The following is a 23,663-nucleotide window of genomic DNA, read 5'->3' on the forward strand; positions in this document are numbered from 1 at the left end:
GCCCGGTTACATTCCGAACCCGGAAGCTAAGCCTCATAGCGCCGATGGTACTGCAGGGGGGACCCTGTGGGAGAGTAGGACGCCGCCGAACAATCTTTCAGAGAAGGCCTCCCGGCTTATGCCGGGGGGCCTTTTCGCATTTCCGGGCCGGAAAAATCCGGTGCCCGTGATGATCTTTCTTGCTACGGTGCACGGATGGCAGCGTTGAGGAAAGTTCAGATCACGTTCGACTGCGCCGAGCCGGAGCGGGTCGCCCGCTTCTGGCGGGAGGTGCTCGGGTACGTCGCTCCGTCCGCGCCGGAGGGGTTCGCCGGCTGGGAGGAGTACGTGAGTACGCTGCCGGCCTCCGGGCCGGGTGCCTGGTCGGCGGCCGTCGATCCCACGGGGGAGGGGCCGCGGTTCTACTTCCAGCCCGTGCCGGAGGGGAAGGTCGCCAAGAACAGGGTGCACGTCGACGTGCGGGCCGGCACCGGACTGGTGGGGGCCGAGCGGCTGGCGGTGCTGGAGGCCGAGCGCGACCGGCTGGTGGCGCTCGGCGCCGTCTGCGACGTGGTGCTCTACGCCGATGAGGAGAACGAGTCCTGCATCGTGATGCGGGACGTGGAGGGCAACGAGTTCTGCCTCGACTGACCGTGCGTCAGGAGGGTGGGCGGAGACGTGACTGGCAGGGCTCGGAGGTGAACTCCGTGCCCTGCCAGTCGGCGTGACGGCCCCCCGATTCGAAGCCGGAGTCCGCGCCCGCGGTCATGCCGCGGTGCGGCGGCATCCGGTGAGGAGGAAGGTAATCATGCGCTTGGCGTCGGCCTGGTCGTAGTCGGGGCCGGTGATGCAGAGGTTTCCGATGGCGCGCATGAGCGGGTAGGCGGTGACGCCGGGGCGGAGTTCGCCGGCGCAGGCGTCCAGCAGCGACGCGCAGGCCGGGACCAGGTTGTCGAGCATGAGGGCGTGGAGGTTCTCCAGCCCCGGATCCGCGGACCCCAGGGCCGCGCACAGGCCGTGCTTGGTCACGAGGAAGTCCACGAACGCGTCGGTCCACTCGGTCAGCGCGGTGAACGGCGCGGCGGCGTCCTGGAGGAGCCGGGGCGCGAGCGCGGCGCAGGCGTCGATCTGGTGCCGGTAGACGGCGGTGACCAGGTCCGCTCGGGTCGGGAAGTGCCGGTAGACCGTGCCGACGCCGACGCCGGCGCGGTCGGCGACGTCACGGACGGGCACCTGGACGCCCTGCTCGACGAAGGCCGCCGCCGCTGCTTCCAACACGCCGTCGCGGGTGCGCTGTGCCTGTGCCTGGCGTACTCCGACCGACTCCTGCACGGGTGACCCCTTTACTCGCGGAACGATGTTCCGCTAAGTTGGCGGAACGTTGCTCCGTCAAAGTATGGCAGAGCCGGTCCGTAGCGAAAGCACAGGTCACCCATGTCTTCTCGCCCCCTCGGCCACTCGATCTCCTCGGTCAAGCCCATCCCCGTTCCCGCGCCCGGCCGTGCCCTCGACCTGCTGGTGAAGGTCACCGCCCCGCAGGTCGGCCGGAACCTTCCCGTGATCGTCTTCTCCCACGGCAACGCGTGGTCCCTGGACGGGTACGGGCCGCTCGTCGACCGGTGGGCGGCCGCCGGATTCGTGGTGGTGCAGCCGACCCACCTGGACTCCCGCCGCAACGCCATCGGCTGGGACGATCCGCGCTTCGCCACCATCTGGCGGGTGCGGATCGCCGACCTGCACGCGATCCTCGACAACCTCGGCGACGTGCTCGCCCAGGCCGGCCTGGAGACCCGTGCCGACCTCGGGCGCATCGCCGTGGCTGGGCACTCCTGGGGTGCCCAGACCGCGGGTGCCGTCCTCGGTGCCCGGGTGCTCGATGCCGACGGCGTTCCGGGTGAGGACTTCTCCCACCCCGCGGTGTCGGCCGGTGCGCTGATCGCCGTGGCCGGGAGCGGCGACGCGCCCACCCCGTTCGCCGCCGAGAACCTCCCGTTCATGAAGCCGGACTTCTCGACCATGGCCGCACCGGCCCTGGTCGTCGCCGGGGGCAAGGACCGGTCGCGGCTCACCACCCGGGGGCCGGAGTGGTTCACCGACGCCTTCCGCCTCAGCCCGGCCCCGAAGAGCCTGCTCACCATCGCCGAGGCCGAGCACACCATGGGCGGGATCGCCGGTGAGATGGTGGCCGAGACCACCGACGAGGAACCCGCCCGGGTCGTCCTCGTCGCCGATGCGGTCTCGGCCTACCTCCGCACGGCGCTCGGCCTCGACGACGCCGGGTGGACCGCCTTCACCCGCGCCGCCGGGGCCGGCGACGGAACGTGGAGCACCGCCGGTAAGTAGGCCGAGGCCCGAGGCCCGAGAGGTGGGGGCGGGTCAGTCCAGGTCGGTGAGGAAGCGGAGCAGAGCGGCGTTGACCTCGGCGGGCTTCTCCTGCTGGGTCCAGTGGCCGCAGTCGGAGAGCCAGACGGGGGCGGCGAGTTCGGGGACGTGCTGGTCGAGGGTGGCGATGACGGCCTTGGCGGCGTCGTTGGCGACGACCAGGTCGCGGTCGCCGACGACCAGCAGGGCCGGGCTGAGGATGCGGGCGTTCTGCCAGGGGGCGGTGAGCTCCCAGTTGCGGTCGAGGTTGCGGTACCAGTTGAGCGGGCGGGTGAAGCCGCTCTCCGCGTACTCGGCGGCGAAGTGGGCGAGGTCGGCCTCGGTGAGCCAGGCCGGGAGGGTCGCGGGGGTGCGGAAGGCGTCGAGGAAGCCCTTGCCCTCGGGGACCAGCGGGGTGAGGCCGGCGGCGGGGTCGGCGGCGCGGCCGGCCAGCAGGCGGCGGAAGGTGGTGTCGGGATCGCGGGCGAGTTCGGCGTCGGCGACGCCGGGCTGCTGGAAGTGGAGCATGTAGTAGGAGTCGCCGAAGACCTTGCGGAACAGTTCGGTGGGCCGCACCGGCATCCGCGGGTAGGGCGGGACGGAGAGGCCGGCCACGCCGCGGACCAGGTCGGGGCGGAAGAGCGCGGTGTGCCAGGCGACCGGGGCGCCCCAGTCGTGGCCGACCACCACGGCCTGGCGGGCGCCCAGGGCGGGGATCAACCCGAGGGCGTCACCGGCGAGTTGGAGGATGGTGTACTGGTCCACCGCGTCCGGGCCGCCGGTGCGGCCGTAGCCGCGCTGGTCGGGGGCGACGGCGTGGTAGCCGGCCTCGGCGAGGGCGGTGAGCTGGTGGCGCCAGGAGTACCAGCCCTCCGGGAAGCCGTGCAGCAGCAGGACGAGCGGTCCGGTGCCGGCCTCGGCGACGTGCATGCGCAGGCCACTGGCGGACTCGACGTAGCGGTGCGTTATCGCGGTCGTCATGGGGTCATCGTGGTTGCTCCGCGCACGGAGCGGAAGGGTGCCGCCGCGCAGTGACGGGTGGTCAGCGATCGGGCGGGGGCGGGCCGGTGAGGGCGGTGGCGCGGAGCACGATCTCGGTGGCGAAGCGGGACTCCGGGTCGGCGAGCCGTTCGCCGAAGGCTCGGTCCAGGACGCGCAGCCGGTAGCGGACGGTCTGCGGGTGGACACCGAGCTGCTCGGCGAGTTCGGGGGCGCTGGCCCGGGTGGTGAGCCAGGCGCGCAGGGTGTCGAGGAGGCGGGCGCGCCGGGTGGGGGTGAGGGCGGCGAGCGGGGCGAGGTAGTGGCGGTCGAGCTGGCGGAGCAGGGCCGGGTCGCTGAGCAGCCAGAGGTGGACGAGGTGGTCCTGGCAGTACGTCAGGGGGCCGGTGGTGTAGGGGAGGAGGCGGCGGGCCCAGCGGAGCGAGTCGGCGGCCTCGGCGAGCGGGGTGGTGAGGCCGACGGCGGCGCGGCAGCCGGCCAGGGCGGCGGTGAGGCCTTCGCGGCGGGCGGGGGTGAGCGGGCCGGGTAACAGCAGGTGGGGCTCGCGGTCGGAGAGGTCGAGCAGGACGTCGCGGTCGAGGACGCCGCGGTGGGGGCGGGCGCCGGGGTCGAGGGCGACCAGGGTGACCTGGTCGGGGAGCGGCCAGGCGGCGTGGTCGGCGAGTTCGGCGAGGGCCGCGCGGGCGGCGCCGGTGCCGCCGAGGATGCGGCGCAGCAGCCGGCGGCGGCGGTTGTCGGGCTCCTCGCCGAGTTCGGCCATGGCCTGGAGGTAGCCCTCGCGGGAGAGTTCGGCGATCTCGCCCATGTAGGCGAAGAGGGCGTCGGCGAAGGCCATCAGGACGGTGGCGGAGAGGTTGTGGCGGCGGCCGACGGCGCGCACCCGGCGCAGGGCGACCTGGCAGCCGATCCGGTAGGCGTCCTGGAGCATGTCGAGGCTGCGGCCCTCCAGGGCCTCGTGCCGGCCGAAGCGGCGGCAGATCTCGTCGCGCAGCGAGGTGGTGGCGGTCGGGGCGGCGACCTGGTCGACGAAGGTGGCGATGTTCTGTTCGATGCCGACCCGGATGACGCGGGCGGCGGGGCCTTCCAGCAGCTCGCGGTACTCGGGGATGGTGGCGACGATCTCGGCGGCCATCTCCTTGAGCAGGCCCGGGAGTTCGGGGCGCATCACGGCGGCGAGTTCGCGTGGCACCTGGTCGAGCGGCGAGCTGGAGCCGGGCCCCCGGCGTGGCGTGGCCATGAGTCCCCCTGGCGTCCGGGGGCGGCCGGACGCATACGACGTGTGGTGGTTCGCTGACGATAGGGCACGAGTGGTCGTCAGCGCACCAGTCGTGACGGCGAATTGCCGGTCGGCGTTCCGGAAGGAGCTTGGCACTGTGCGCGCCGGGGTGAGACCAGGGGCTCACTCCGGGACAAGGACAGGGGGCTTTTCTGGTAGCGCCGGAACAAGAAATCCGCAGCGCGGGGCCGGGATTCCCGGAACTGGTCCGGCTCCGTTGCGGGGCCTGATTACCGGCGCGTAATGTCCGGGACCAGCGAGGGCGGCCCCACCCGTGCACCTCGCTTCACCGGATTCGCCTCGGCGCCAACTCACGTTCTCGTCAGGAGAGTTGGCCTGCCCGGCTGGTCCGCCCCCACAGAGAGGACCCATCGTGCGCAAGCCTGTCAAGGGCGCCCTGGTGGCTGCTGCGGCTCTCGCCGCCGTGGCCGGCATGACGCTCGCCCCGACCACCGCGACGGCCGGCACCCAGTCCGCCTCCTCCGGTCTGCTGGCCGGCTGGACCGCCAGCCCGGGCGGCCCGTGGACGGCCAAGGCGACCTCGCCGAAGCTGACCGACACCAAGACCGGCACCAAGCTGACCTGCAGCTCCTCCTCGGCGGCCGGCACCCTGGCCACCAGCAGCGCCACCGGTGCGGGCATCTCCTCGATCACCTCGGTGAGTTGGACCAGCTGTTCCGGTCCGCTGGGCATCACCTTCAGCGTCACCCCGCTGGGTCTGCCGTGGTCGCTGAACGCTGTCAGCTACAACGCGGGGACCGGTGTCACCACCGGCACCCTGAGCGGGGTGAAGGCCCACATCAGCGGCGCCGGCTGCACGGCCGACTTCGCGGGCCCGACCTCCACCACGCCGGCCACCCTCACCGGCACCTACACCAACTCCACCAACACCCTCACCATCAGCGGGGGCGACCTGCACGCCTACGCCGTCTCCGGCTCCTGCCTCGGTCTGCTGAACAACAACGACCCGGCGGTCTACAACGCCGCGTACGTGCTGAGCGCTCCGCAGGTCATCACCTCCCCGTGAGCCGTCCGTACCCGGATCCGGGCCACCGCCCGGCTCCGGGTACGAACACGCGCACCGGATGACAGGGCGTCAGCGGCGCTTTGTCATCCGGTGACAGGAAATCCGGGCCGGGGAGAGCGCTCCCGACGATCCGCGCGCGATCGCTTGTGAGGGCTTGTTACCCGGCCGTACTGTCCTGCGTCCCGAGACCGTCGGTCTGGGAGAGGAGTCCAGAGATGAGGGACGCGGTGCGTCGCCTTGCCATGCCCGTGAAGCCGGCCGCCGTGCTGGTGGCCGCGCTGCTGGCCGGCACGGTGGCGGGTGCCCCGTCCGGGGCGGCGCCCGGGAGCGCCCCCGCGGCGGTGGCCGCCGGGGACGAGCCGCACTCCGGGGTGAACACCTGCCCGCCCGCGCCGGAGGGGGAGTTGGACCAGGCGCGGCTGCCACCGGTGCCCGAGGGCGCGTTCGTGGTGCCGACGCCGGACATGGATCCGTTCCCGCCGGTGCCGGCCTGTGCCTACGCGGTGGGTTTCGCCAACGTCCGCAAGCAGCACCAGGCTTCGGTGCTCAACGACCCGGCCGGGCATCCGGCGCTGACCGCGGTGAACATGAGCCGGCGGTTCGTCTCCGTCTGGGAGCCGCAGGAGGGGCAGCAGCCGTACTTCGAGGCGGACAACCTCGCCTACCTCCAACTGCCGCCCACCGAGAGCACTTTCCTCACCTACGGCTTCATGCCGACCACCGCCGTGATGGAGCTGCAGCCGCAGGGCCTGATGACCATCGTGGCGACCGGGAACCTCAACTGGGACCAGCCGGTCGAGTTCACCATCGGCGGCTACCAGTGGATCAAGTTGCGGGACGTGAAGGTGAACGGGACCCCGCTGGACGTCGGCCCGAACTGCCGCACGGCCCGGCCGGTGAACCTGGAGCTGAAGGGCCGTCAGGACTCGCACCTGCCGGGCGGCGGTGACGGCAAGCCCGACTACACCCTGATCGGCGGTGGCCCGCTCTCCCAACGGGACCTGGTGATACCGGAGTTCAAGGGCTGCGGGTCCAAGACCGAGAACCTGGACGCGCTCTTCACGGCGGCCGTCTCGGGGCCGGGCAACTCGCTCAACCTGGTGCAGGGCGCGATCTGCACCCCGACCAGTGACCAGCCGAACGGCTGCGAGCCGGAGATCCAGCTCCCGGCCCTGCCGCACCGCCGCACCACGGACCAGGGCTAGGAGCCGGGATGGGGATCGAGGTGACCGTCGAGGGGCTGACCAAGTCCTTCGGCCGCCAGACCGTCTGGGAGGACGTCACGCTGACGCTGCCGCCCGGGGAGGTGACGGTGCTGCTGGGGCCCTCGGGCACCGGCAAGACCGTCTTCCTGAAGTCGGTGATCGGCCTGCTGCGCCCCGAGCGCGGCCGGGTGCTGGTGGACGGCGTCGACATGGTCAGCAGCCCGGAGCGGGAGGTCTACCGGGCCCGCCGGCGGTTCGGCCTGATGTTCCAGGACGGCGCGCTGTTCGGCTCGTTGAACCTCTACGACAACGTGGCCTTCCCGCTGCGCGAGCACACCCGCAGGACCGAGGCCGAGATCCGCCGGATCGTGCTGGAGCGGATGGAGATGGTCGGCCTGAACGGGGCCGAGGCCAAGCTGCCGGGGGAGATCTCCGGCGGGATGCGCAAGCGCGCGGGCCTGGCCCGGGCGCTGGTGCTGGACCCGGAGATCGTGCTCTGCGACGAGCCGGACTCGGGCCTGGACCCGGTCCGCACCTCCTACCTGTCGCAGCTGCTGGTGGACCTGAACGCGCAGATCGGCGCCACCATGCTGATCGTCACCCACAACCTGGACATCGCGGCCACCGTGCCGGACCACATCGGCATGCTGTTCCGCCGCCGGCTGGTGGCCTTCGGCTCCCGGGAGGAGCTGCTGACCAGCCGTCAGCCGGTGGTGCGGCAGTTCCTCGGTGGGCGCCGGGAGGGGCCGATCGGGATGTCGGAGGAGAAGGACGAGGCGCAGCTGGCGCTGGAGGAGCCCTACCAGGAGGCCGAACCCGGGCCGCTGCCCGAGCAGTTGCAGCCCTCGCCGGGCCTGCCGCCGCGCCGCCGGGCGGTGCCGCGGTGAGCGCCGCCGAGCCCGCGAAGGGCAACCCGCTCGCGGGCGGCCTGCGCCAGACCGGGCAGCTGCTCGCGCTGGCCGCGACCACGCTGCGGGACGTCTTCCGCCGGCCGTTCCAGTGGCGGGAGCTGATCGAGCAGTTCTGGTTCCTGGCGAGCGTGACGATCCTGCCGGCGGCGCTGGTCTCGATCCCGTTCGGCGCCGTGATCGCGCTTCAAGTGGGCTCGCTGGCAGAGCAGTTGGGTGCCCAGTCGTTCACCGGCGGGGCCAGTGTGCTGGCGGTGATCCAGCAGGCCAGCCCGCTGATCGTGGCGCTGCTGATCGCCGGCGCGGGCGGCTCGGCGATCTGCGCCGACCTCGGCTCGCGCAAGATCCGCGAGGAGCTGGACGCGATGGCGGTGATGGGCGTCTCGCCCGTGCAGCGCCTGGTGGTGCCCCGGGTGCTGGCCGCGATGGCGGTCTCGGTGCTGCTCAACGGCCTGGTCTCGGTGGTCGGCACGCTCGGCGGCTACTTCTTCAACGTGATGCTCCAGGGCGGCACCCCCGGCGCGTACCTGGCCAGCTTCTCCGCCCTGGCCCAGCTGCCGGACCTGTACGTCAGCGAGCTCAAGGCACTGGTCTTCGGCTTCGTGGCCGGGATCGTGGCCGCCTACCGGGGGCTCAACCCGCGCGGCGGGCCCAAGGGCGTGGGCGACGCGGTGAACCAGACCGTGGTGGTCACCTTCCTGCTGCTGTTCGTGATCAACGTGGTGATCACCGCCGTCTACCTGCGGGTCATCCCGCAGAAGGGAGCCTGAGATGGTGCTGCCCGGCCGCGCCGCCCGGGGCCCGCTCGGATGGCTGGAGACCGTCGGGGACCATCTGGTCTTCCACCTGGCCGCGCTGCTCTGGGTGCCCCGCGCGCTGCTCCGCTACTTCCGCGAGGTGCAGCGGCTGCTGGCCGAAGTCGCCTTCGGCAGCGGCGGGTTGGGGGTGATCGGCGGCACCGTCGGGGTGATGGTCGGGATGACCGCGGCCACCGGCACGGTGGTCGGCCTGCAGGGCCACGCGGCGATGGACCAGCTGGGGACCACCGCCTTCACCGGCTTCATCTCGGCCTACTTCAACACCCGGGAGATCGCCCCGCTGGTGGCCGGGCTCGCACTCTCGGCCACCGTCGGCGCGGGCTTCACCGCCCAGCTCGGCGCGATGCGGATCAACGAGGAGGTGGACGCGCTGGAGGGCATGGGCATCCGCAGCCTGCCGTACCTGGTGACCACCCGGATCATCGCCGGGGTGGTGGCCGTGGTGCCGCTGTACGGCGTCGGGCTGCTCTCCTCCTACGCCGCCTCCCGGGCCGTCACGGTCTTCGTCAACGGGCAGTCACCCGGCACCTACGACCACTACTTCGGGCTCTTCCTGGCCCCGGCGGACGTGCTGCTCTCCGGGCTGAAGGTGCTGCTGTTCAGCGTGATCGTGATCCTGGCGCACTGCTACTACGGCTTCCACGCCAGCGGCGGGCCGGCCGGGGTCGGCATCGCGGTGGGCCGTTCGGTGCGCAACGCCATCGTGATCATCAGCATCACCGACTTCTTCCTCTCGCTGGCGATCTGGGGCGCCACCACCACCGTGCGGGTGACCGGATGAGCGCCCGCCGTCCGTCGCGGGCCGTGCTGGGCCTGGTGTTCCTGCTGGTGCCCGCGCTGCTGGCCGGGCTCTGCGTCGCGGTCTACCGCAAGGCGTTCAGCGACGAGAGCACCGTGCTGCTGGAGACCAACGCCACCGGGAACGAGCTGCGGGTCAACGCCGACGTCAAGCTGCGCGGCGTGGTGGTCGGCCGGGTCAGCGGGATCGGCGCCGACGGCGAGCGGGCCCGGCTCACGCTGGCCCTTGACCCGGCCCGGCTGGCCGAGATCCCGGCCGGGGTGACGGCCCGTCTGCTGCCGACCACGCTGTTCGGGGAGCGCTACGTCGCCCTGGTGCCGTCCGGCAGCGACACCGGAACCGGGACGCTGCGGGCCGGGGCGGTGATCGCCCAGGACCGTACCGCCGAGGCCGTCGAACTGGAGCAGGTGCTGGACCACCTGCTGCCGCTGCTCAGCGCCGTCCAGCCGGACCAACTGGCCGCCACCCTGAGCGCGGTGGCCACCGCGCTGCGCGGACGCGGTGCCCAGCTCGGCGCCACCCTCACCGAGCTGGACGCCCACCTGGCCCGGCTCAACCCCGAACTCCCGGCGCTGAACCGGGACATCAGGCAGCTGGTGACGGTCAGTCAGGCCTACCAGGAAGCCGCGCCCGAACTGCTCCAGGCACTCGACGACTTCACCACCACCAGCGGAACGCTGGCCCGCGAGCGGGCCGGGCTGCGCGCGCTCTACGCCTCCTCCACGGCCGCCGCCGGGGACGTCACCGACTTCCTGAAGCGCAACCGGGCCACGCTGATCAGGCTCGCCGCGGACAGCCGGCAGACCCTGGAGCTGCTGGCCGAGTACGCCCCCGCCTTCCCGTGCACGCTGCGCACCCTGGCCGACTTCGTGCCGGTGATGGACAAGGCGCTCGGCAAGGGCACCGACAAGCCCGGCCTGCACGTCACCGTCGACACCGTGCCCAGCCCCGGCCGCTACCAGCCGGGCAAGGACACCCCGGCGTACACCGCCGGTGGGGGCCCCAAGTGCTACGACACCCCCTACACCGGCCGTGGCACCACCCCGGCCGGAGCCTCGGCGGGTCAGGGCTTCCCGGTCCCCGGCGAGGCCGGTCTCGGCCTGCCCAACTCACCGCAGGAGAACGCCCTGGTGAACGAACTGCTCGCACCGGCCGGTGACCTGCCCGACTGGAGCAGCGTGCTGGCCGGGCCGCTGCTGCGCGGAGCCGAGGTGAGGCTCAAGTGAGACGCCGCAGCCTGATCGGACCGGTCGTCAAGTCCCTGGTCTTCGTCCTGGTCACCGCGCTGGCCACCACCGCCCTGGCCTTCGGCATCGCCGACACCGGGGTGGGCGAGACCGTCGGCTACCGGGCCCGGTTCACCGACGTCACCGGCCTGACCGCCGGCGACGGCGTGCGGATCGCCGGTGTGCGGGTCGGCGAGGTGGAGTCGGTCGGGGTCACCGACCGCCGCTACGCGCTGGTGCGGTTCAAGGTCCGCCGCGGCATCCCGCTGCCGGGCAGCGTCACCGCCTCGGTCAAGTACCTCGACCTGGTCGGCCGCCGCTACCTCGAACTGGCGCGCGCGACCGGCCCGTTGGATGCGCAGCTGGCGCCCGGCGCCACCATCCCGGTGGAGCGCACCCGCCCCGCGCTGGACCTGACCCAGCTGTTCAGCGGCTTCCAGCCGCTCTTCCAGGGCCTGGCCCCGGACGAGGTGAACAAGCTGGCCGAGGAGATCGTCCAGGTGCTCCAGGGGCAGGGCGGGACGGTGGACGGGCTGCTGCGGAGCGTCGGCTCGCTGACCGGCACGCTGGCCGCCAAGGACGAGGTGATCGGCCGGGTGATCGAGAACCTGAACACGGTGGTCGCCACCGTCAACACCCACGACCAGGGCTTCACCGAACTGGTCTCCACGCTCCAGCAGTTGGTGGCCGGCTTCAACCGGGACCGGCAGCCGATCGGTGAGGCGGTGCAGGCCGTCGGCGCGCTCACCGCCTCCACCGCCGGGCTGCTCGCCGAGGGCCGGGCGCCGCTCAAGGACACGATCGGCCAGCTGGGCCGGCTCTCCGCCGGACTGGCGGACAACAGCACCCAGTTGGAGGACTTCCTCCGGCGCAGCCCGGAGAAGCTGACCACCCTCGGCCGGCTGGCCTCCTACGGCTCCTGGTTCAACCTCTACCTGTGCCAGGCCACCGTGACGGGCGTGACCACCGGCGACGGCTCCGCGCCGCCGACCGGGGTCACCGTGGACGAAGCGAGGTGCCGGGGATGAGCCGCTCCGACAGGGGCGCCAGCACGCGCGGGCCGCTCTTCCGTCCGCTGCGCGAACGCGGCCCGGTGGCGGTCGGCGCGGTCGGACTGCTGCTGATCGCGCTGGTCTGCGCGCTGGCCTACCAGGGCGACCGGCTGCCGCTGCTGGGCCGGGGCACCGCCTACACGGCCGAGTTCAGCGAGGCCGGCGGGCTGCGGCCGGGCGACGAGGTCCGGGTGGCCGGGGCCAAGGTCGGCAAGGTGACCGAGGTCGCGCTGTACGGGGCCAAGGTGCGGGTGGGCTTCCGGGTCCGCGACGTGTGGGTGGGCGACTCCTCCACCGCCGCGATCGGCATCCGCACCGTGCTCGGCGCCAAGTACCTGGCGCTGGACCCGCTGGGCACCACCGAGCAGGACCCGGAGGTGACCATCCCGTCCGGCCGGACCACCTCGCCCTACGACGTCACCCAGGCGCTGGAGGGCCTCGGCCGGACCGTCGGGGCCATCGACACCGCCAAGCTGGCCGAGTCCTTCCGGACCATCTCGGACACCTTCGCGACCACCCCCGACTCGGTGCGCAGCGCCGCCGAGGGCCTGGCCGGGCTCTCCCGCACCATCGCCGACCGGGATGCCCGGATGGCCGAACTCCTCGCCGGGAGCCGCAAGTTGACCAAGACCGTGGCGGACCAGAACGAGCGCTTCACCGCCCTGCTGAGCGACGGCGACTCACTGCTGGCCGAGCTCCAGCGCCGCCGCGAGGCGGTGCACCAACTGCTCACCGGCACCGGTGCGCTGGCCACCCAGCTGACCGGCCTGGTGAAGGACAACGAGCGTCAGCTGGCGCCCACCCTGGACGCCCTGGAGCGGGTCACCGCCGTGCTGCGGGCCAATCAGCAGGGCCTGGACCAGACCCTGGCGCTGCTCGGCCCGTACTACCGGCTGATGGGGAACACGCTGGGCAACGGCCGCTGGTTCGACGCCTACCTGTGCGGGGTGGTGCCGCCCTCCTACCTGCCCGAGGGAACGGCGCCGGCCTCCGGCTGCCGCCCCGTCAGGCCGACGGGGGGCCGGGGATGAGCGTCCTGTCCGGCCGCGGCCGGGTGGCCGTCAGCCTCACCGCCGTCGTGGCCGCCCTGGCGGCCACCCTGATCGCCGTCCCCGGCCCGGAGGGAAGCCGGGTGACGGTGTACTTCGACCACGCCGTCGGCGTCTACGCCGGCTCCGACCTGCGGGTGCTCGGCGTCAAGGTCGGCACCGTGCGCTCGGTCCACCCCGAGGGGGCCAGGGTGCGGGTCGAGCTCGGCCTGGACCACGGGGTCAAGGTGCCTGCCACGGCCTCCGCCGTGGTGGTCGCCCCCAGCGTGGTCGCCGACCGCTACGTGCAGCTGACCCCCGCCTGGACCGAGGGACCGCTGCTGGCCGACCGGGCGGTGATCCCGCAGGAGCGCACCGCCCAGCCGGTGGAGATCGACCAGCTCTACCAGAGCCTCACCGAGCTGGCCACCGCGCTCGGCCCGGACGGGGCCAACTCCCAGGGCGCGCTCTCCCGCCTGCTGGACACCGGGGCGAAGAACCTGAACGGCAACGGCAAGCTGATCGGCGATTCCATCGAGCAGCTCGGCCGGGCCGCCAAGACCCTCTCCGGCTCCAGCGAGGACCTGTTCGCCACGCTGACCCAGCTGGAGTCCTTCGCCGCGATGCTCAAGCAGAACGACGGCCAGGTCCGCACCGTCACCGACCGGCTGGCCGCCGTCAGCTCCTACCTCGCCGAGGACAAGGAGGAGTTGGGCCAGGCCCTGCACCAACTCGCCGTCGCCCTGGGCGAGGTGAAGACCTTCGTGGAGAACAACCGCACCCGGCTGGCCAACGGGATCGACCAGCTGGTGCCGATCACCCAGAGCCTGGTGGACCAGCGGGCCTCGCTGGCCGAACTGCTGGACACCGCCCCGCTGGCGGCCGGCAACCTGCTGCGCGCCTATGACCCGAAGACCGGGGCGATCACCGGCCGGGCGAACCTGACCGAACTGACCCTGCCGCTGCCACTGCCCGGGGTGGACCGATGAGACGTCGACTGCGGTACCTGTCCCTGGCGCTGGCCACCACGCTGACCGCCGGCCTGACCGCGGGCTGCGCCGGCTTCGGCGGCCTGCGGGACGCCCCGCTGCCCGGCGGCGCCGAACTGGGCGACCACTCCTACCGCTTGGAGGCCCGGTTCGCCGACGTGCTCAGCCTGGTGCCGCAGTCGGCGGTCAAGGTCAACGGCGTCGCGGTCGGCCGGGTCACCGCGATCACGCTGGCCGAGGACTGGAGCGCGGTGGTCACCCTGCGGGTCAACGGCGACGTCCGGCTGCCCGCCGGGAGCCGGGCCGAGGTGGCCCAGGCCGGGCTGCTCGGCGAGAAGTACGTCCGGCTCACCACCCCGGCGGACGGCCAGGCCCAGGGCGGCGGCCGGCTGGGCGACGGCGCGGTGATCCCGGTCCAGCTGACCGGCCGCTCCACCGAGGTGGAGGAGGTCTTCGGGGCGCTCTCCATGCTGCTCAACGGCGGCGGCATCGACCAGCTGCGCACCATCACCACCGAGCTCGGCCGGGCGATGACCGGCAACGAGGCCCAACTGCGCTCCGTGCTCGACCGGTTGAAAACCTTCACCGGCGAACTGGACGCCCACCGGGCCGACCTGACCGCCGCCCTGGACGGGGTGGACCGGCTGGCCGCCACCCTGGCCACCCGGGACCGGCAGATCGGCACCGTGCTCACCGAGCTCAGCCCCGGCCTGAAGGTGCTGGAGCAGCAGCGCGGCGAACTGGTCACCCTGCTCCGGGCCCTGGACACCCTCTCGGGCGTCGCGGTGGACACCGTCAACCGCAGCAAGGAGGACGCGGTGGCCGACCTCAAGGCGCTCGCCCCGGTGCTGCGCAGCCTGGCCGACGCGGGCAAGGCGCTGCCGGACTCGCTCCAGGTGCTGCTCACCTACCCGTTCACCGACGAGGTGCTGCGCGGGGTCAAGGGCGACTACCTGAACGTCTACCTCGACCTGGCCGCGGCGCCCGGCACCCGGATCTTCCCGGAGCTGGACCCGGACGACACCGCCGCTCCGCCGGCCCAGCCCACCCCGCAGCCCACCGAGGAGCCGACGGAGGAGCCGACCGAGGAACCCACCGACCAGCCGACCGATCCGCCGACCGATCCCCCCACGGACCAACCGGCCGACCAGCCGACCGATCAGCCCAGTGACCCGGCCTCGCCGGAGGCCGGGCGTCTGCCGCTGCCGCTGCCCTCGGTGGGCCGCCCGTCCGGAAAGGCGCGCTGATGCTGACCCTGGCCATCCGGGCGAAGAACCTCGCCTTCCTGCTGATCGCCGTCCTGGTGCTCGGCTACATCGCCGTCCAGCACGCCGACCTCGGCCGCTACGTCGGGCTGCGCGACTACTACCGGGTCGACGTCCAACTGGAGCGCACCGGCGGCCTGTTCGAGCACGCCGACGTCACCTACCGGGGCGTCTCGGTGGGCCGGGTGGGTGCGCTCCGGCTCACCCCGGACGGGGTCAGGGCCGAGCTGCGGATCTCCTCCGACGCGCCCCGGATCCCCGCCAAGCTGACCGCCGCCGTCGCCGGGCTCTCCGCCGTCGGCGAGCAGTACCTCGACCTGCGGCCCACCACCGACCAGGGCCCCTTCCTCGCCGACGGAGCGCAGATCCCCCGCGCCGACACGAGCGTCCCGGCGCCCGTCACCGACCTGCTCACCCGCACCGACGCGCTGGTCGGCTCGGTGCCGCTGGCCTCGCTGCGCACCGTGGTGGACGAGCTCGGCACCGCCTTCAACGGCCAGGCCGACAACCTCCAGGCACTGCTCGACGGCAGCCGCACCTTCCTCAAGGCGGCCGACGCCGCGCTGCCCGCCACCACCCGGCTGATCGTGGACGGCGAGACGGTGCTGCGCACCCAGGCCGAGGAGGCCGACGCGATCCGCTCCTTCGCCACCGGCGCCGCCCAGCTGGCCGCCCAACTCGCCCGCTCGGACGGCGACTTGCAGCGGGTGATCGCGAACGGCCCGCAGGCGGCCGGCCAGGTGAGCGCGCTGATGAAGCAGCTCGACCCGTCCACCAGCGTGCTGCTGGCCAACCTGCTGACCACCGCCGAACTCGGGGTGACCCGCCAGCACGGCATCGAGGAACTGCTGGTGCGGCTCCCGGCGGTGGCGGCGGCCGGCTCCACCGCGATCACCGAGCAGGGCGCGAGGATGGGCATGGCCGTCACCTTCTTCTCGCCGCTGCCCTGCACCAAGGGGTACGAGGCCACCACCTACCGGAACGGGCTCGACACCGGCGCCGCCCCGCCGCTGAACACCGCCGCGCGCTGCGAGGCCCCGGCCTCCTCCGGCAGCGCCGTGCGCGGCTCGGCCAACGCGCCCAAGGGCGGGGTGCCGACCCCGGTCGCGCCGGCCACCCCGGGGGCGGGCCGGTGAGGCTGACGGTGTTTCGGCTGCTGGCCGTGCTGGTGCTGCTCGCGGGCGTCGCGAGCTGGTGGCAGGCCGGACGCGCGGGCGACGGCGCACGCACCCGGGACGCCGCGCTGGCGGCCGGGCGGAGCGCGGCGGAGGTGCTCGGCAGCGCCGACGGACGGGACCCGGAGGGGACCAGGACGCGCTGGCGGGCGGTCGCCGACGGGCCGCTGCTCGCCCGGCTGGACGGAGTGCGGCCGGACTCCACCACCTCGGCCGCCGTCGCCGAGGCCGCGCTCACCCGGCTGGACCCGAAGGCCGGGACGGCCGGGCTGGTCGCGGTGCTGCGGCTGCGGCAGACCCTCGCCGACGGCACCGTGACCACCGACCGCCGCCGGGTGGCGGTGGAGCTGGCCCGCCGGGACGGCGGCTGGCGGGCGACCGCGCTGACCACCGTGCCGGTGGGAGCGCCGTGACGGCCACCGAGACGCTGCCTGAGACGGCACCGGAGATCAGTCAACAGCGTTACACCGCACGGGAGTCCGTCCGCTGGGGGCTGCCCGCGCTGGCGCTGCTGCTCGGTCTTGCGCTGGCCCTCGCCGGCTGGCGCGGACGCGCCGGGGCAGGGGATGAGGACCGGGCCTGGACGGACCGGGCCGCCCGGGGCCAGGTGGTCGGGCAGGTGGAGGCCGCGCTCGGGCGGGCCTTCTCGTACTCCGCCGACCAGGACGAGGCCGGGCGGGCCGCCGCCAGGGCCGCGTTCACCGGCGCCGCCGAGGAGCAGTACCTCCGCCTGAGCGGGCAGCTGCGCGGCTGGACGGCCGAGCAGCGGCTCACCCTGACCAGCCGGGCGGTGGCCACCGGCGTGATCCGGCTGACCGCCGACCGGGCCGAGCTGCTGGTGCTGCTCGACCAGAGCGCCCGCCGGGGCGAGGACCCGCCGGTCCTCACCGGCGCCCAACTGCGCGTCACCGCCCGCCCCGTGGACGGCCGCTGGGTGATCAGCGACCTGACCTCCCTCTGAACGCCCCGACCACCACCGGAGGAAGACCCGTGCGACGCAGCCCCCGCCTCGTGCGCCCGATCCGCGAACGCCTGCAGCTGCTGGCCGTCGCCCTGCTGGCGGTCACTACCCTGCTCGCGGCCTGGGGCGGCTGGTCCTGGTACGCCGCCGCCCACGACCGCACCGGCGGGACGGCCCGGGCCAGGGACCAGGCGCTGGCCGCCGGGGAGCAGGCGGTGCAGAACCTCAACACCCTCGACCACGCCGCGCTCGCCCCGGGCCTGGACCTCTGGGAACGCTCCACCACCGGTGAGCTGCACGCCCAACTGGTGCAGGGGCGAGGCGAGTTCGAGAAGCAGGTGCGGCAGGCCCAGTCCACCACCACCGCCCGGGTGCTGGACGGCGCCGTCACCGAGCTGGACGAGCGGACCGGCCAGGCGGCCGTCATGGTCGCGGTCCGGATCACCGTCCGCACCGCCAAGGAGACCCAGCCCACCAGCAAGGACAGCCGGATGCTGGCCCGGCTGACCAGGACCGCCGAGGGCTGGAAGCTCAGCGCCCTCGGGCAGGCCCCGATGGGCACCACCAGCCGGTAGGGAGCGAGCAGCGATGTCCACCACCACCCGTCACCTGATCAACCGTCAGCGCCGCCTGGCCGCGGCCGCCGCCCTGGCCACCGCCCCGGCGGCGGTACCCGCTAGGCCCACCACCTCTGCCGGGCCCACCGGGCCCGCCCGCCGCAGGCTGCCGTCCGTGCTGCTCGCCCTCGCCCTGCTGCTCGCGGCCTTCGCCGCCTACTCCTCCTACGCCGCCGCCGGGCTGCGTGCCGACTCCGGTCGGCACAACACCGCACTCACCGACCCGGCCCGCACCAGCGAGGCCAAGGGCCAACTCAGCGAGGCGGTGAACGCGCTCTTCTCCTACGACCACGCCGACCCGGCCCGCACCGACCGGGCCGCCGCCCGCTACCTGACCGGCGGTGCGGTGGAGCGTCACAAGGCCCTGCTCGCCGAGGTCCGGGCACAGGCCGAGGCCAAGAAGCTGGTGCTCACCACCACCGTCACCGACGCCGCCGTCGAGGCCCTGGACGGCGACCGGGCCCGGCTGCTGGTCTTCGCCGACCAGCGCAACACCAGCACCGCGGCCGACGCCAAGGGCGGGCCGAGCTACTCGGCGGCGATGTTCGCCCTGGATGCCGTCCGCTCCGGCGGGGGCTGGCGGATCGAGGCGATCGACACCTTCGGCCGGTGAACCGGCGGCGGCCCTGACGGGGCGTCAAGGAGGCCGGGCCGTGGTGCGCGGAAATGGCGGGGAAGTGTTCGTCCGGTGACTGGTACGTTCAGGGGCCGGATCACTGAACGCCCGAAGGACCCCCGCATGACGACGCAAGCCCCGCCGCCGGACGCCACCGACCCGTGGGCGCCGCCGGCCGCGGACACGGTGCCCGCCCAGCCGGGCACCGGCCCGGAGCCCGTCGAGGCGGCAGGTGGGCCCGGCCAGTACCCCGGCCAACACCCCGGCCCGTATGCCGGCGCGGTGCCGGGCGCCCCCTACTGGCCGCAGTTCCCGGTGGCGCCCCAGCCGCGCAACGGGCAGGGCGTGGCCGCCCTGGTGCTCGGCATCGTCGGCGTGCTGCTGGCGCTCACCGTCATCCTGTTCTGGATCGCCTGGCTGCCCGCGCTGCTCGCCGTCGTGCTCGGCGGGTTCGGCCTGCGCCAGGTGCGCCGGGGCGTCGCGAACAACCGGGGCGTGGCGCTGGCCGGGGTGATCCTTGGGGTCCTGGGCCTGCTCGGCACGGTGGCCGAGGGCGGTCTGTTCGCCTGGACGGTGCACAAGGCCGTGCAGGAGCGCAAGGCCGAGGAGAACGCGGCCCGTCAGCGGGCCGAGGCCGAGATCAAGCGTCAGGACGAGGAGCGGGAGCGCCGCCGCAAGGAGGCCGAGGAGAAGGCCGCCAAGCTGGCCGCCGAGGAGCGGGCCAGGCACCTGCTCTTCGGGCAGACCTACACCTACCCCAACGGCCTGAAGGTCACCGTGTCGGCCCCGGAGCCCTACACGGTGGACAAGTACACCCGGCTGCTGGACGGCGCCAAGGCCTTCCAGATCACCGTCACCGTGGTCAACACCGGCTCGCAGCCGGTCGGGGCCGGCGGGCTGCCCACGGTGCGGGAGCCGGGCGGCAACTGGTACCACCTGCTGATCGACGGCTCCGGCCGGATGAAGGTGCTCACCGGCGAGGTCGCGCCGGGCCAGGAGGCCGTGGGCAGGTACGCCTACGCCGTCCTGGTCCCGCCGGAGCAGCTGACGGTCGAGTACCTCCCGACCGTCAGCGGCCTGAAGTCCGCCCGGTGGAGCAACACCGACCGCTCCGGCTCGGTCTGAGGCCCGGTCACCCCCGCAGGTAGTACGGCCGCTGGTGGGCGGCGACCGGCGGCGACTGGTACGCCCAGGCCGCAGTGGCGGGGGTGTCGCCGAGCAGCTCGGCGAGGTCCTGGCCGACCGGCGAGCCGGGTGCGTGCAGGGTCAGCCGGGTGCCGGTGCCCTCCAGGTCGTACCAGGTGCCGGGGTGGTGGACCGTCATCGGCCCGGCCAGCGCCCGGCCCTCCTCGGTGGTGCCGTAGCCGGTGATCGGGGTGTGGTTGACCGTGGCGGACGGACGGTCCGTCAGGTCGACCTCGAAGGAGAGCAGCGGGCCGCTCTCGTCCCGGCAGTCCACCCGCCAGGTCCGGCCGTCGTCGGGGCCGTTCGGCGAGGGCATCAGGGAGTCGAAGCTCCCCGGGTACTTGGGCTCGGCGTACAGGCGGCGCCCGGCGTCGATCGCCAGCGGGTTGTCGCAGAGCACGTGGATCCGGGCGATCCCGATCAGCCCCGTCCGGTCCCAGCCGTGGGCGTACTGGCGGTACGTCAGCTCCGGCAGCCGGTCGGCCGCGTCGGCGGGGTGCGCCAGCAGGTTGACCTCGATCTCCTGGGTGATGCCGCCGCCGCCCGGGTACTGCGCGAAGTACAGCTGGTAGTTGACGGAGACCACCGCGCTGCCCTCGAACTCGGCGGCGGCCAGCGCCGGGTGGTGCTTGCCCAGCAGGGCGCGCACCGGGCCCGGGTCGACCAGGAAGTCCAGGCCGGCCATGTGCAGCGCGCCGTAGTGGAACGGCACCCGGTACGGCTCGGGGACGGGCGGCAGGGGGAGCGGGCTCATCGGGTGCCTCCGGAGGGTGCGGGCGGGGACGAGGGGGACAGCTCGGCGGGCCGGTCGCGCTCGGCGAGTTCGGCCTCGATCCGTCCGGCGGAGCGCAGGGCCAGCGCGGCCATGGTCAGGGTCGGGTTGGAGGTGGCCACCGTGGGCATCGAGCCGCAGCCGACCGCGTACAGGCCCGGGTGGTCCCAGCAGCGCTGCCACTGGTCGACCACCGAGTCGGCGGGGGAGTGGCCCATCAGGTGGGTGCCCGCGCCGTGGCCCGCGCCCCGGTAGGCGTACGTCCGGCCGTCCCGTTCGAAGCGGCCGGGCCACAGGGCGGCCGGTGAGTAGTCGGTGTGGTCCTCGGCGCCGAGCAGGGCGAAGAGCTGGTCGGAGACGGCCGCGGCGGCGGCCATGCCGTCCCGGACGTAGTCGGAGACGTCGTAGCGGACCACCGGGCGGGGCAGGCCGAGCGGGTCCCGCAGGGTGGGGTGCAGGGTGATCCGGTTGGCCGGGTCCGGCGGCTGGTCCAGCTCGAACTGCAGGGCGAACTGACGGCCGATCCGGTCCGTCACGGCGGCCCGCAGCTCCGGGCCGAACCGCCCGCGCCCGTCCGGCCCGCCCTCGCGCAGCAGCCGGGCGATCTCGCCGGACGGCGGGCCGGCGGCCCAGGCCCAGCCCCAGTTGCCGATCTCCACCCGGAAGCCCGCGCGCCGGGCCCGGCCCGCGCCGCCGCGGAAGCCCTCCAGGCCGGAGGTCGAGCCGGGCCCCCGGTACGGGCCGGTCTGATCGGGCATCAGGCCCCAGGTGAGCAGCACCGGATGGTCCATCAGGTTGCGCCCCAGCTGGCCGCTGCGGTCGGCCAGGCCGGAGAGCAGCAGCAGCTTGGCGTTCTCGATCGCGTGCGCGGTGAGCACCACCACGTCGGCCGAGGCGGTGTGCCGGCGGACCTCGCCCCGGTGGTCCAGCCACTCCACGCCGGTGGCCCGGCCGGTGCCGTCCACCAGCACCCGGCTCACCACCGCGTGCTCCACCAGGGTCACCGAGGGGGCCCAGCCGCCCTGGGTGCGCAGCGGCGTGTACTTGGCGCCGGAGGGGCAGTGCGGGATGCAGTTGGCGTACCCCTGGCAGCGGCCCTCCGGTGCCGGACGGCCGTCCGCTCCGCGCGGCAGGTAGCCGCGGCCCCCGTCGTACCCGGGGTGCGGCAGCCCGTTGCGGGCCTGCGGGGTGCCGGTGACCCTCAGCTCGACCAGCTCCCCGGTGACCGGGTCGGCCACCTTCCGGGCGTCCAGCTTGCAGGCCATCACGGTGTCCAGGTGGCTGGGCGGCAGGGCGCGCATCGGGAACACGTACCCGTCCGGGAAGTCCAGGCCGGCCTGCTCGCGCTGCTCGGTGACGTCCGCGCAGACGCCCAACTCCCGCTCCGCCTCCCGGTACCAGGGCTCCAGGGCGGTGTAGTCCAGCGGCCAGTCCCGGCCCTGGCCGAAGCGTGAGGGCCGGAAGTCCTCCGGCAGCATCCGCGGGGCCAGCCCCGTCCAGACGTTCCCGGTGCCGCCGGTGGCCCGCAGGTAGCCGCTGCCGTACGGGAGTTCGCCCTGCTGGACCAGGTAGCCGCCGGGCGCGGGCGGGTCGGTGAGTTCCGGCCAGGGCGCGCCCGCGGTCTGCGGGAAGGCGACGGTCGGCAGCTTGACCGGGGCGGCGGACTGCGCCGCCAGCAGCTCCGCCGTCCCGGGAGGCCGGGCCCCGGCCTCCAGCACCAGCACCCGCCGGCCGAGCTCCCCCAGCCGGGCGGCCACCAGCGAACCGGCCACTCCGGCGCCGACCACGATCACGTCGTACCGCCCGCCGCCGGGCCCGGGGCTCACGGGAGGGTCTCCGGTACGGGCGGCCGCGACCACTCGCCGAAGCCGGCCGCCCCGGCGCCCGGGGCGTGCGTGCCGACGGCCCGCCAGACCAGGCCCGCCCGGTACGCCCGGGCCGAGACCGGCACGGGCGGGCCGCCGCCCAGCGCCCAGCTGCCGGTGTACCAGAGCAGGGCGAGCGCCCGGGCGCCGTCCAGCGGCGCGGTCGGGCGGGCGCCGTCCCGCAGCACCTGCCGCAGCCCCTCCGGGCCCAGCTCGCGCAGGGCCACCGCGCGGTACTCCCCGGCCAGGCCGGTGGCCAGCAGTTCGTCCTCGCTCCAGCCCGTCAATTCCGCCGATACGGCCAGGAACCGGGCCGTCTCCTCTTGCTCGTACCTCGCTGACACGGGCCGTCACCTCCGCCGACAGTTCGTCAGGACACCGTCGGCATCGCTGCCCCGAAGGGCGGACCTCATGCACGGGGGCCGGAGGATGGCGGGATTCCGCCGCCCCCGGGGCAGTACGGCGACACGGCCGTGTCAGGTCCGTGACGTCGCGGACGTACCGTGGGAGCACGAAGGACCGACGCTACGGGGGTACGTGATGACGGGTCAGAAGCCGATCGGGCGGCTGTGGGCGGGGTTGCGGTGGCTGCTGCGGCCGGTCGGCGGGCGCGGCCGGCCGTACTCGCCGGAGGGGGACGCCTCCCGGAGCCGCACGTGGCCGTTCTGAGCTGACGGGGCGGGCCACCGGGACGTGTCCGGTGGCCCGCCCCGTTCGGGTTCAGCGCTGGGCGCGGCGCTCGGCCCTGGCGGCGGCCTCCGCCTCGTCCTCGGCCTCCGCCTGCTCCAGGGTGGGCGCGGTGCCGCCGAGGTGGGCGGGCAGCCACCAGGTGTCGTCCGGGCCGGACGGCTTGCCCGGGTACTCGCGCTGGGCGCGGTCGAGCATCTCGGTCATCGCGGCGCGCAGACGCCGGGTGACCATCACCGGCTTGTCCTCGGGGGTCAGCACGATCGGCTCGCCGATCATGATGGTGACCGGGACGTGACGCTTGGTCAGGGTCTTCGGCCGGCCCTTGGTCCACAGCTGCTGGGTGCCCCAGAGCACCACCGGCAGCAGCGGGGTCCCGGAGTCGGCCGCCATCCGGGCCGCGCCGGTCTTGAACTTCTTCAGGGTGAACGAGCGGCTGATGGTCGCCTCGGGGAACACCCCGACCACCTCGCCCTCGCGCAGCGCCTTCACCGCCGCCTCGTAGGCGGGCTGACCGTCGGCGCGGTCCACCGGGATGTGCTTCATACCGCGCATCAGCGGGCCGGAGACGGCGTGCTTGAAGACGTCGTCCTTGGCCATGAAGCGGGTCTTGCGCTTGCCGCCCTTGACGGCGCCGAGACCGGCGAAGAGGAAGTCCAGGTAGCTGATGTGATTGCTCACCAGCACCGCGCCGCCCTTGGCGGGGATGTGCTCGGCACCGACGATGTCGATCCGGCAGTCCAGTGCACGGAAGACGGTCAGCGCCGCCGCGATCACCGGCGGGTAGACGAACTCTGCCACGGTCAGCCCTACTTCCAGCGGGCCTGGGCCCGGTCAGGTGGTCCCGGGGTGC

General features: G+C 73.8%; 25 protein-coding genes and 1 rRNA gene. 19 read left to right on the plus strand and 7 right to left on the minus strand.

Annotated features, from left to right (window positions below; translation table 11 throughout):
- Positions 1 to 91: ribosomal RNA gene (gene rrf / locus ACZ6ZR_RS21240) — 5S ribosomal RNA — on the plus strand; the annotation flags it as partial.
- 104 nt (positions 92 to 195) lie between these two features.
- A complete protein-coding gene (locus ACZ6ZR_RS21245; RefSeq protein ID WP_465644443.1) occupies positions 196 to 630 on the plus strand; it encodes a VOC family protein in 435 nt (144 codons plus the stop codon).
- Positions 631 to 744: 114 nt separating this feature from the next.
- Here ACZ6ZR_RS21245 and ACZ6ZR_RS21250 read toward each other — a convergent pair whose 3' ends face one another.
- Positions 745 to 1,311 (minus strand): TetR/AcrR family transcriptional regulator, encoded by a 567-nt coding sequence (locus ACZ6ZR_RS21250; RefSeq protein ID WP_465644445.1) that lies wholly within the window; start codon positions 1,309 to 1,311, stop codon positions 745 to 747.
- Between the two features lie 102 nt (positions 1,312 to 1,413).
- Here ACZ6ZR_RS21250 and ACZ6ZR_RS21255 point away from each other — a divergent pair, with 102 nt between their 5' ends.
- Positions 1,414 to 2,322, plus strand: coding sequence for an alpha/beta hydrolase family protein (locus ACZ6ZR_RS21255; RefSeq protein ID WP_465644447.1), 909 nt, complete (start codon positions 1,414 to 1,416; stop codon positions 2,320 to 2,322).
- Positions 2,323 to 2,355: 33 nt separating this feature from the next.
- Here ACZ6ZR_RS21255 and ACZ6ZR_RS21260 read toward each other — a convergent pair whose 3' ends face one another.
- Together ACZ6ZR_RS21260 and ACZ6ZR_RS21265 are read right to left on the minus strand one after the other, a co-directional pair.
- The gene (locus tag ACZ6ZR_RS21260) at positions 2,356 to 3,321 is read right to left on the minus strand and encodes an alpha/beta fold hydrolase (RefSeq protein WP_465644449.1); all 966 of its coding nucleotides are present in this window, start codon (positions 3,319 to 3,321) and stop codon (positions 2,356 to 2,358) included.
- Between the two features lie 61 nt (positions 3,322 to 3,382).
- Positions 3,383 to 4,576 carry a PucR-like N-terminal domain-containing protein gene (locus ACZ6ZR_RS21265; RefSeq protein ID WP_465644450.1) on the minus strand — a complete coding sequence of 398 codons (1,194 nt, stop codon included), beginning with the start codon at positions 4,574 to 4,576 and terminating at the stop codon, positions 3,383 to 3,385.
- Positions 4,577 to 4,988: 412 nt separating this feature from the next.
- Here ACZ6ZR_RS21265 and ACZ6ZR_RS21270 point away from each other — a divergent pair, with 412 nt between their 5' ends.
- From ACZ6ZR_RS21270 to ACZ6ZR_RS21345, 16 genes are all read left to right on the plus strand, one after another.
- Complete coding sequence (locus ACZ6ZR_RS21270; RefSeq protein ID WP_465644451.1) at positions 4,989 to 5,642, plus strand: hypothetical protein; 654 nt, start codon at positions 4,989 to 4,991, stop codon at positions 5,640 to 5,642.
- A gap of 215 nt (positions 5,643 to 5,857) precedes the next feature.
- On the plus strand, positions 5,858 to 6,847 hold the full coding sequence (locus ACZ6ZR_RS21275; RefSeq protein WP_465644453.1) for a hypothetical protein: 990 nt from the start codon (positions 5,858 to 5,860) through the stop codon (positions 6,845 to 6,847).
- Positions 6,848 to 6,855: 8 nt separating this feature from the next.
- Positions 6,856 to 7,734 carry an ABC transporter ATP-binding protein gene (locus tag ACZ6ZR_RS21280; protein WP_465644454.1) on the plus strand — a complete coding sequence of 293 codons (879 nt, stop codon included), beginning with the start codon at positions 6,856 to 6,858 and terminating at the stop codon, positions 7,732 to 7,734.
- Positions 7,731 to 8,525, plus strand: coding sequence for an MlaE family ABC transporter permease (locus tag ACZ6ZR_RS21285; protein WP_465644456.1), 795 nt, complete (start codon positions 7,731 to 7,733; stop codon positions 8,523 to 8,525). Before ACZ6ZR_RS21280 ends, ACZ6ZR_RS21285 begins: the two co-directional genes overlap by 4 nt.
- Position 8,526: 1 nt before the next feature.
- The gene (locus tag ACZ6ZR_RS21290) at positions 8,527 to 9,354 is read left to right on the plus strand and encodes an MlaE family ABC transporter permease (RefSeq protein ID WP_465644458.1); all 828 of its coding nucleotides are present in this window, start codon (positions 8,527 to 8,529) and stop codon (positions 9,352 to 9,354) included.
- Positions 9,351 to 10,598: an MCE family protein gene (locus ACZ6ZR_RS21295; protein WP_465644460.1), complete on the plus strand. Its 1,248-nt coding sequence runs from the start codon at positions 9,351 to 9,353 to the stop codon at positions 10,596 to 10,598. The genes ACZ6ZR_RS21290 and ACZ6ZR_RS21295 overlap by 4 nt, the downstream gene beginning before the upstream one ends.
- Entirely contained in the window at positions 10,595 to 11,626 is a 1,032-nt protein-coding gene (locus tag ACZ6ZR_RS21300; protein ID WP_465644462.1) for an MCE family protein, read from the plus strand. The genes ACZ6ZR_RS21295 and ACZ6ZR_RS21300 overlap by 4 nt, the downstream gene beginning before the upstream one ends.
- The gene (locus ACZ6ZR_RS21305; protein WP_465644464.1) at positions 11,623 to 12,681 is read left to right on the plus strand and encodes an MCE family protein; all 1,059 of its coding nucleotides are present in this window, start codon (positions 11,623 to 11,625) and stop codon (positions 12,679 to 12,681) included. The genes ACZ6ZR_RS21300 and ACZ6ZR_RS21305 overlap by 4 nt, the downstream gene beginning before the upstream one ends.
- A complete protein-coding gene (locus ACZ6ZR_RS21310; protein WP_465644466.1) occupies positions 12,678 to 13,667 on the plus strand; it encodes an MCE family protein in 990 nt (329 codons plus the stop codon). Before ACZ6ZR_RS21305 ends, ACZ6ZR_RS21310 begins: the two co-directional genes overlap by 4 nt.
- Positions 13,664 to 14,914 (plus strand): MCE family protein, encoded by a 1,251-nt coding sequence (locus ACZ6ZR_RS21315; RefSeq protein WP_465644468.1) that lies wholly within the window; start codon positions 13,664 to 13,666, stop codon positions 14,912 to 14,914. The genes ACZ6ZR_RS21310 and ACZ6ZR_RS21315 overlap by 4 nt, the downstream gene beginning before the upstream one ends.
- Positions 14,914 to 16,068, plus strand: coding sequence for an MlaD family protein (locus tag ACZ6ZR_RS21320; protein WP_465644470.1), 1,155 nt, complete (start codon positions 14,914 to 14,916; stop codon positions 16,066 to 16,068). Before ACZ6ZR_RS21315 ends, ACZ6ZR_RS21320 begins: the two co-directional genes overlap by 1 nt.
- On the plus strand, positions 16,065 to 16,520 hold the full coding sequence (locus tag ACZ6ZR_RS21325) for a hypothetical protein (RefSeq protein WP_465644472.1): 456 nt from the start codon (positions 16,065 to 16,067) through the stop codon (positions 16,518 to 16,520). Before ACZ6ZR_RS21320 ends, ACZ6ZR_RS21325 begins: the two co-directional genes overlap by 4 nt.
- Positions 16,517 to 17,068 carry a hypothetical protein gene (locus ACZ6ZR_RS21330; RefSeq protein ID WP_465644474.1) on the plus strand — a complete coding sequence of 184 codons (552 nt, stop codon included), beginning with the start codon at positions 16,517 to 16,519 and terminating at the stop codon, positions 17,066 to 17,068. Before ACZ6ZR_RS21325 ends, ACZ6ZR_RS21330 begins: the two co-directional genes overlap by 4 nt.
- A 29-nt stretch (positions 17,069 to 17,097) precedes the next feature.
- A complete protein-coding gene (locus ACZ6ZR_RS21335) occupies positions 17,098 to 17,643 on the plus strand; it encodes a hypothetical protein (protein WP_465644476.1) in 546 nt (181 codons plus the stop codon).
- Between the two features lie 13 nt (positions 17,644 to 17,656).
- On the plus strand, positions 17,657 to 18,298 hold the full coding sequence (locus ACZ6ZR_RS21340) for a hypothetical protein (protein WP_465644478.1): 642 nt from the start codon (positions 17,657 to 17,659) through the stop codon (positions 18,296 to 18,298).
- Positions 18,299 to 18,424: 126 nt separating this feature from the next.
- Positions 18,425 to 19,426, plus strand: a complete 1,002-nt coding sequence (locus ACZ6ZR_RS21345; protein ID WP_465644480.1) for a DUF4190 domain-containing protein — start codon at positions 18,425 to 18,427, stop codon at positions 19,424 to 19,426.
- Positions 19,427 to 19,433: 7 nt separating this feature from the next.
- Here the strand turns inward: ACZ6ZR_RS21345 and ACZ6ZR_RS21350 are convergent, their stop codons facing one another.
- The 4 genes from ACZ6ZR_RS21350 to ACZ6ZR_RS21365 form a co-directional block, all read right to left on the minus strand.
- Positions 19,434 to 20,240 (minus strand): hypothetical protein, encoded by an 807-nt coding sequence (locus ACZ6ZR_RS21350; protein ID WP_465644482.1) that lies wholly within the window; start codon positions 20,238 to 20,240, stop codon positions 19,434 to 19,436.
- Positions 20,237 to 22,084: a GMC family oxidoreductase gene (locus tag ACZ6ZR_RS21355; protein ID WP_465644484.1), complete on the minus strand. Its 1,848-nt coding sequence runs from the start codon at positions 22,082 to 22,084 to the stop codon at positions 20,237 to 20,239. The genes ACZ6ZR_RS21350 and ACZ6ZR_RS21355 overlap by 4 nt, the downstream gene beginning before the upstream one ends.
- Positions 22,081 to 22,467: a hypothetical protein gene (locus ACZ6ZR_RS21360; protein ID WP_465644486.1), complete on the minus strand. Its 387-nt coding sequence runs from the start codon at positions 22,465 to 22,467 to the stop codon at positions 22,081 to 22,083. Before ACZ6ZR_RS21360 ends, ACZ6ZR_RS21355 begins: the two co-directional genes overlap by 4 nt.
- Before the next feature lie 376 nt (positions 22,468 to 22,843).
- Positions 22,844 to 23,611: a lysophospholipid acyltransferase family protein gene (locus tag ACZ6ZR_RS21365; protein WP_465644488.1), complete on the minus strand. Its 768-nt coding sequence runs from the start codon at positions 23,609 to 23,611 to the stop codon at positions 22,844 to 22,846.
- Positions 23,612 to 23,663: the final 52 nt, after the last annotated feature.

The sequence above is a fragment of the Kitasatospora sp. NPDC088742 genome, assembly GCF_055584905.1.

Excerpts from the sequence above, each read along its gene's own strand:
- ACZ6ZR_RS21310 (WP_465644466.1), top strand. The coding sequence starts at position 12,678 with ATGAGCGTCCTGTCCGGCCGCGGCCGGGTGGCCGTCAGCCTCACCGCC.
- ACZ6ZR_RS21280 (WP_465644454.1), top strand. The coding sequence starts at position 6,856 with ATGGGGATCGAGGTGACCGTCGAGGGGCTGACCAAGTCCTTCGGCCGC.
- ACZ6ZR_RS21290 (WP_465644458.1), top strand. The coding sequence starts at position 8,527 with ATGGTGCTGCCCGGCCGCGCCGCCCGGGGCCCGCTCGGATGGCTGGAG.
- ACZ6ZR_RS21315 (WP_465644468.1), top strand. The coding sequence starts at position 13,664 with ATGAGACGTCGACTGCGGTACCTGTCCCTGGCGCTGGCCACCACGCTG.
- ACZ6ZR_RS21265 (WP_465644450.1), bottom strand. The coding sequence starts at position 4,576 with ATGGCCACGCCACGCCGGGGGCCCGGCTCCAGCTCGCCGCTCGACCAG.
- ACZ6ZR_RS21275 (WP_465644453.1), top strand. The coding sequence starts at position 5,858 with ATGAGGGACGCGGTGCGTCGCCTTGCCATGCCCGTGAAGCCGGCCGCC.
- ACZ6ZR_RS21345 (WP_465644480.1), top strand. The coding sequence starts at position 18,425 with ATGACGACGCAAGCCCCGCCGCCGGACGCCACCGACCCGTGGGCGCCG.
- ACZ6ZR_RS21245 (WP_465644443.1), top strand. The coding sequence starts at position 196 with ATGGCAGCGTTGAGGAAAGTTCAGATCACGTTCGACTGCGCCGAGCCG.
- ACZ6ZR_RS21255 (WP_465644447.1), top strand. The coding sequence starts at position 1,414 with ATGTCTTCTCGCCCCCTCGGCCACTCGATCTCCTCGGTCAAGCCCATC.
- ACZ6ZR_RS21340 (WP_465644478.1), top strand. The coding sequence starts at position 17,657 with ATGTCCACCACCACCCGTCACCTGATCAACCGTCAGCGCCGCCTGGCC.
- ACZ6ZR_RS21305 (WP_465644464.1), top strand. The coding sequence starts at position 11,623 with ATGAGCCGCTCCGACAGGGGCGCCAGCACGCGCGGGCCGCTCTTCCGT.
- ACZ6ZR_RS21350 (WP_465644482.1), bottom strand. The coding sequence starts at position 20,240 with ATGAGCCCGCTCCCCCTGCCGCCCGTCCCCGAGCCGTACCGGGTGCCG.
- ACZ6ZR_RS21260 (WP_465644449.1), bottom strand. The coding sequence starts at position 3,321 with ATGACGACCGCGATAACGCACCGCTACGTCGAGTCCGCCAGTGGCCTG.
- ACZ6ZR_RS21320 (WP_465644470.1), top strand. The coding sequence starts at position 14,914 with ATGCTGACCCTGGCCATCCGGGCGAAGAACCTCGCCTTCCTGCTGATC.
- ACZ6ZR_RS21295 (WP_465644460.1), top strand. The coding sequence starts at position 9,351 with ATGAGCGCCCGCCGTCCGTCGCGGGCCGTGCTGGGCCTGGTGTTCCTG.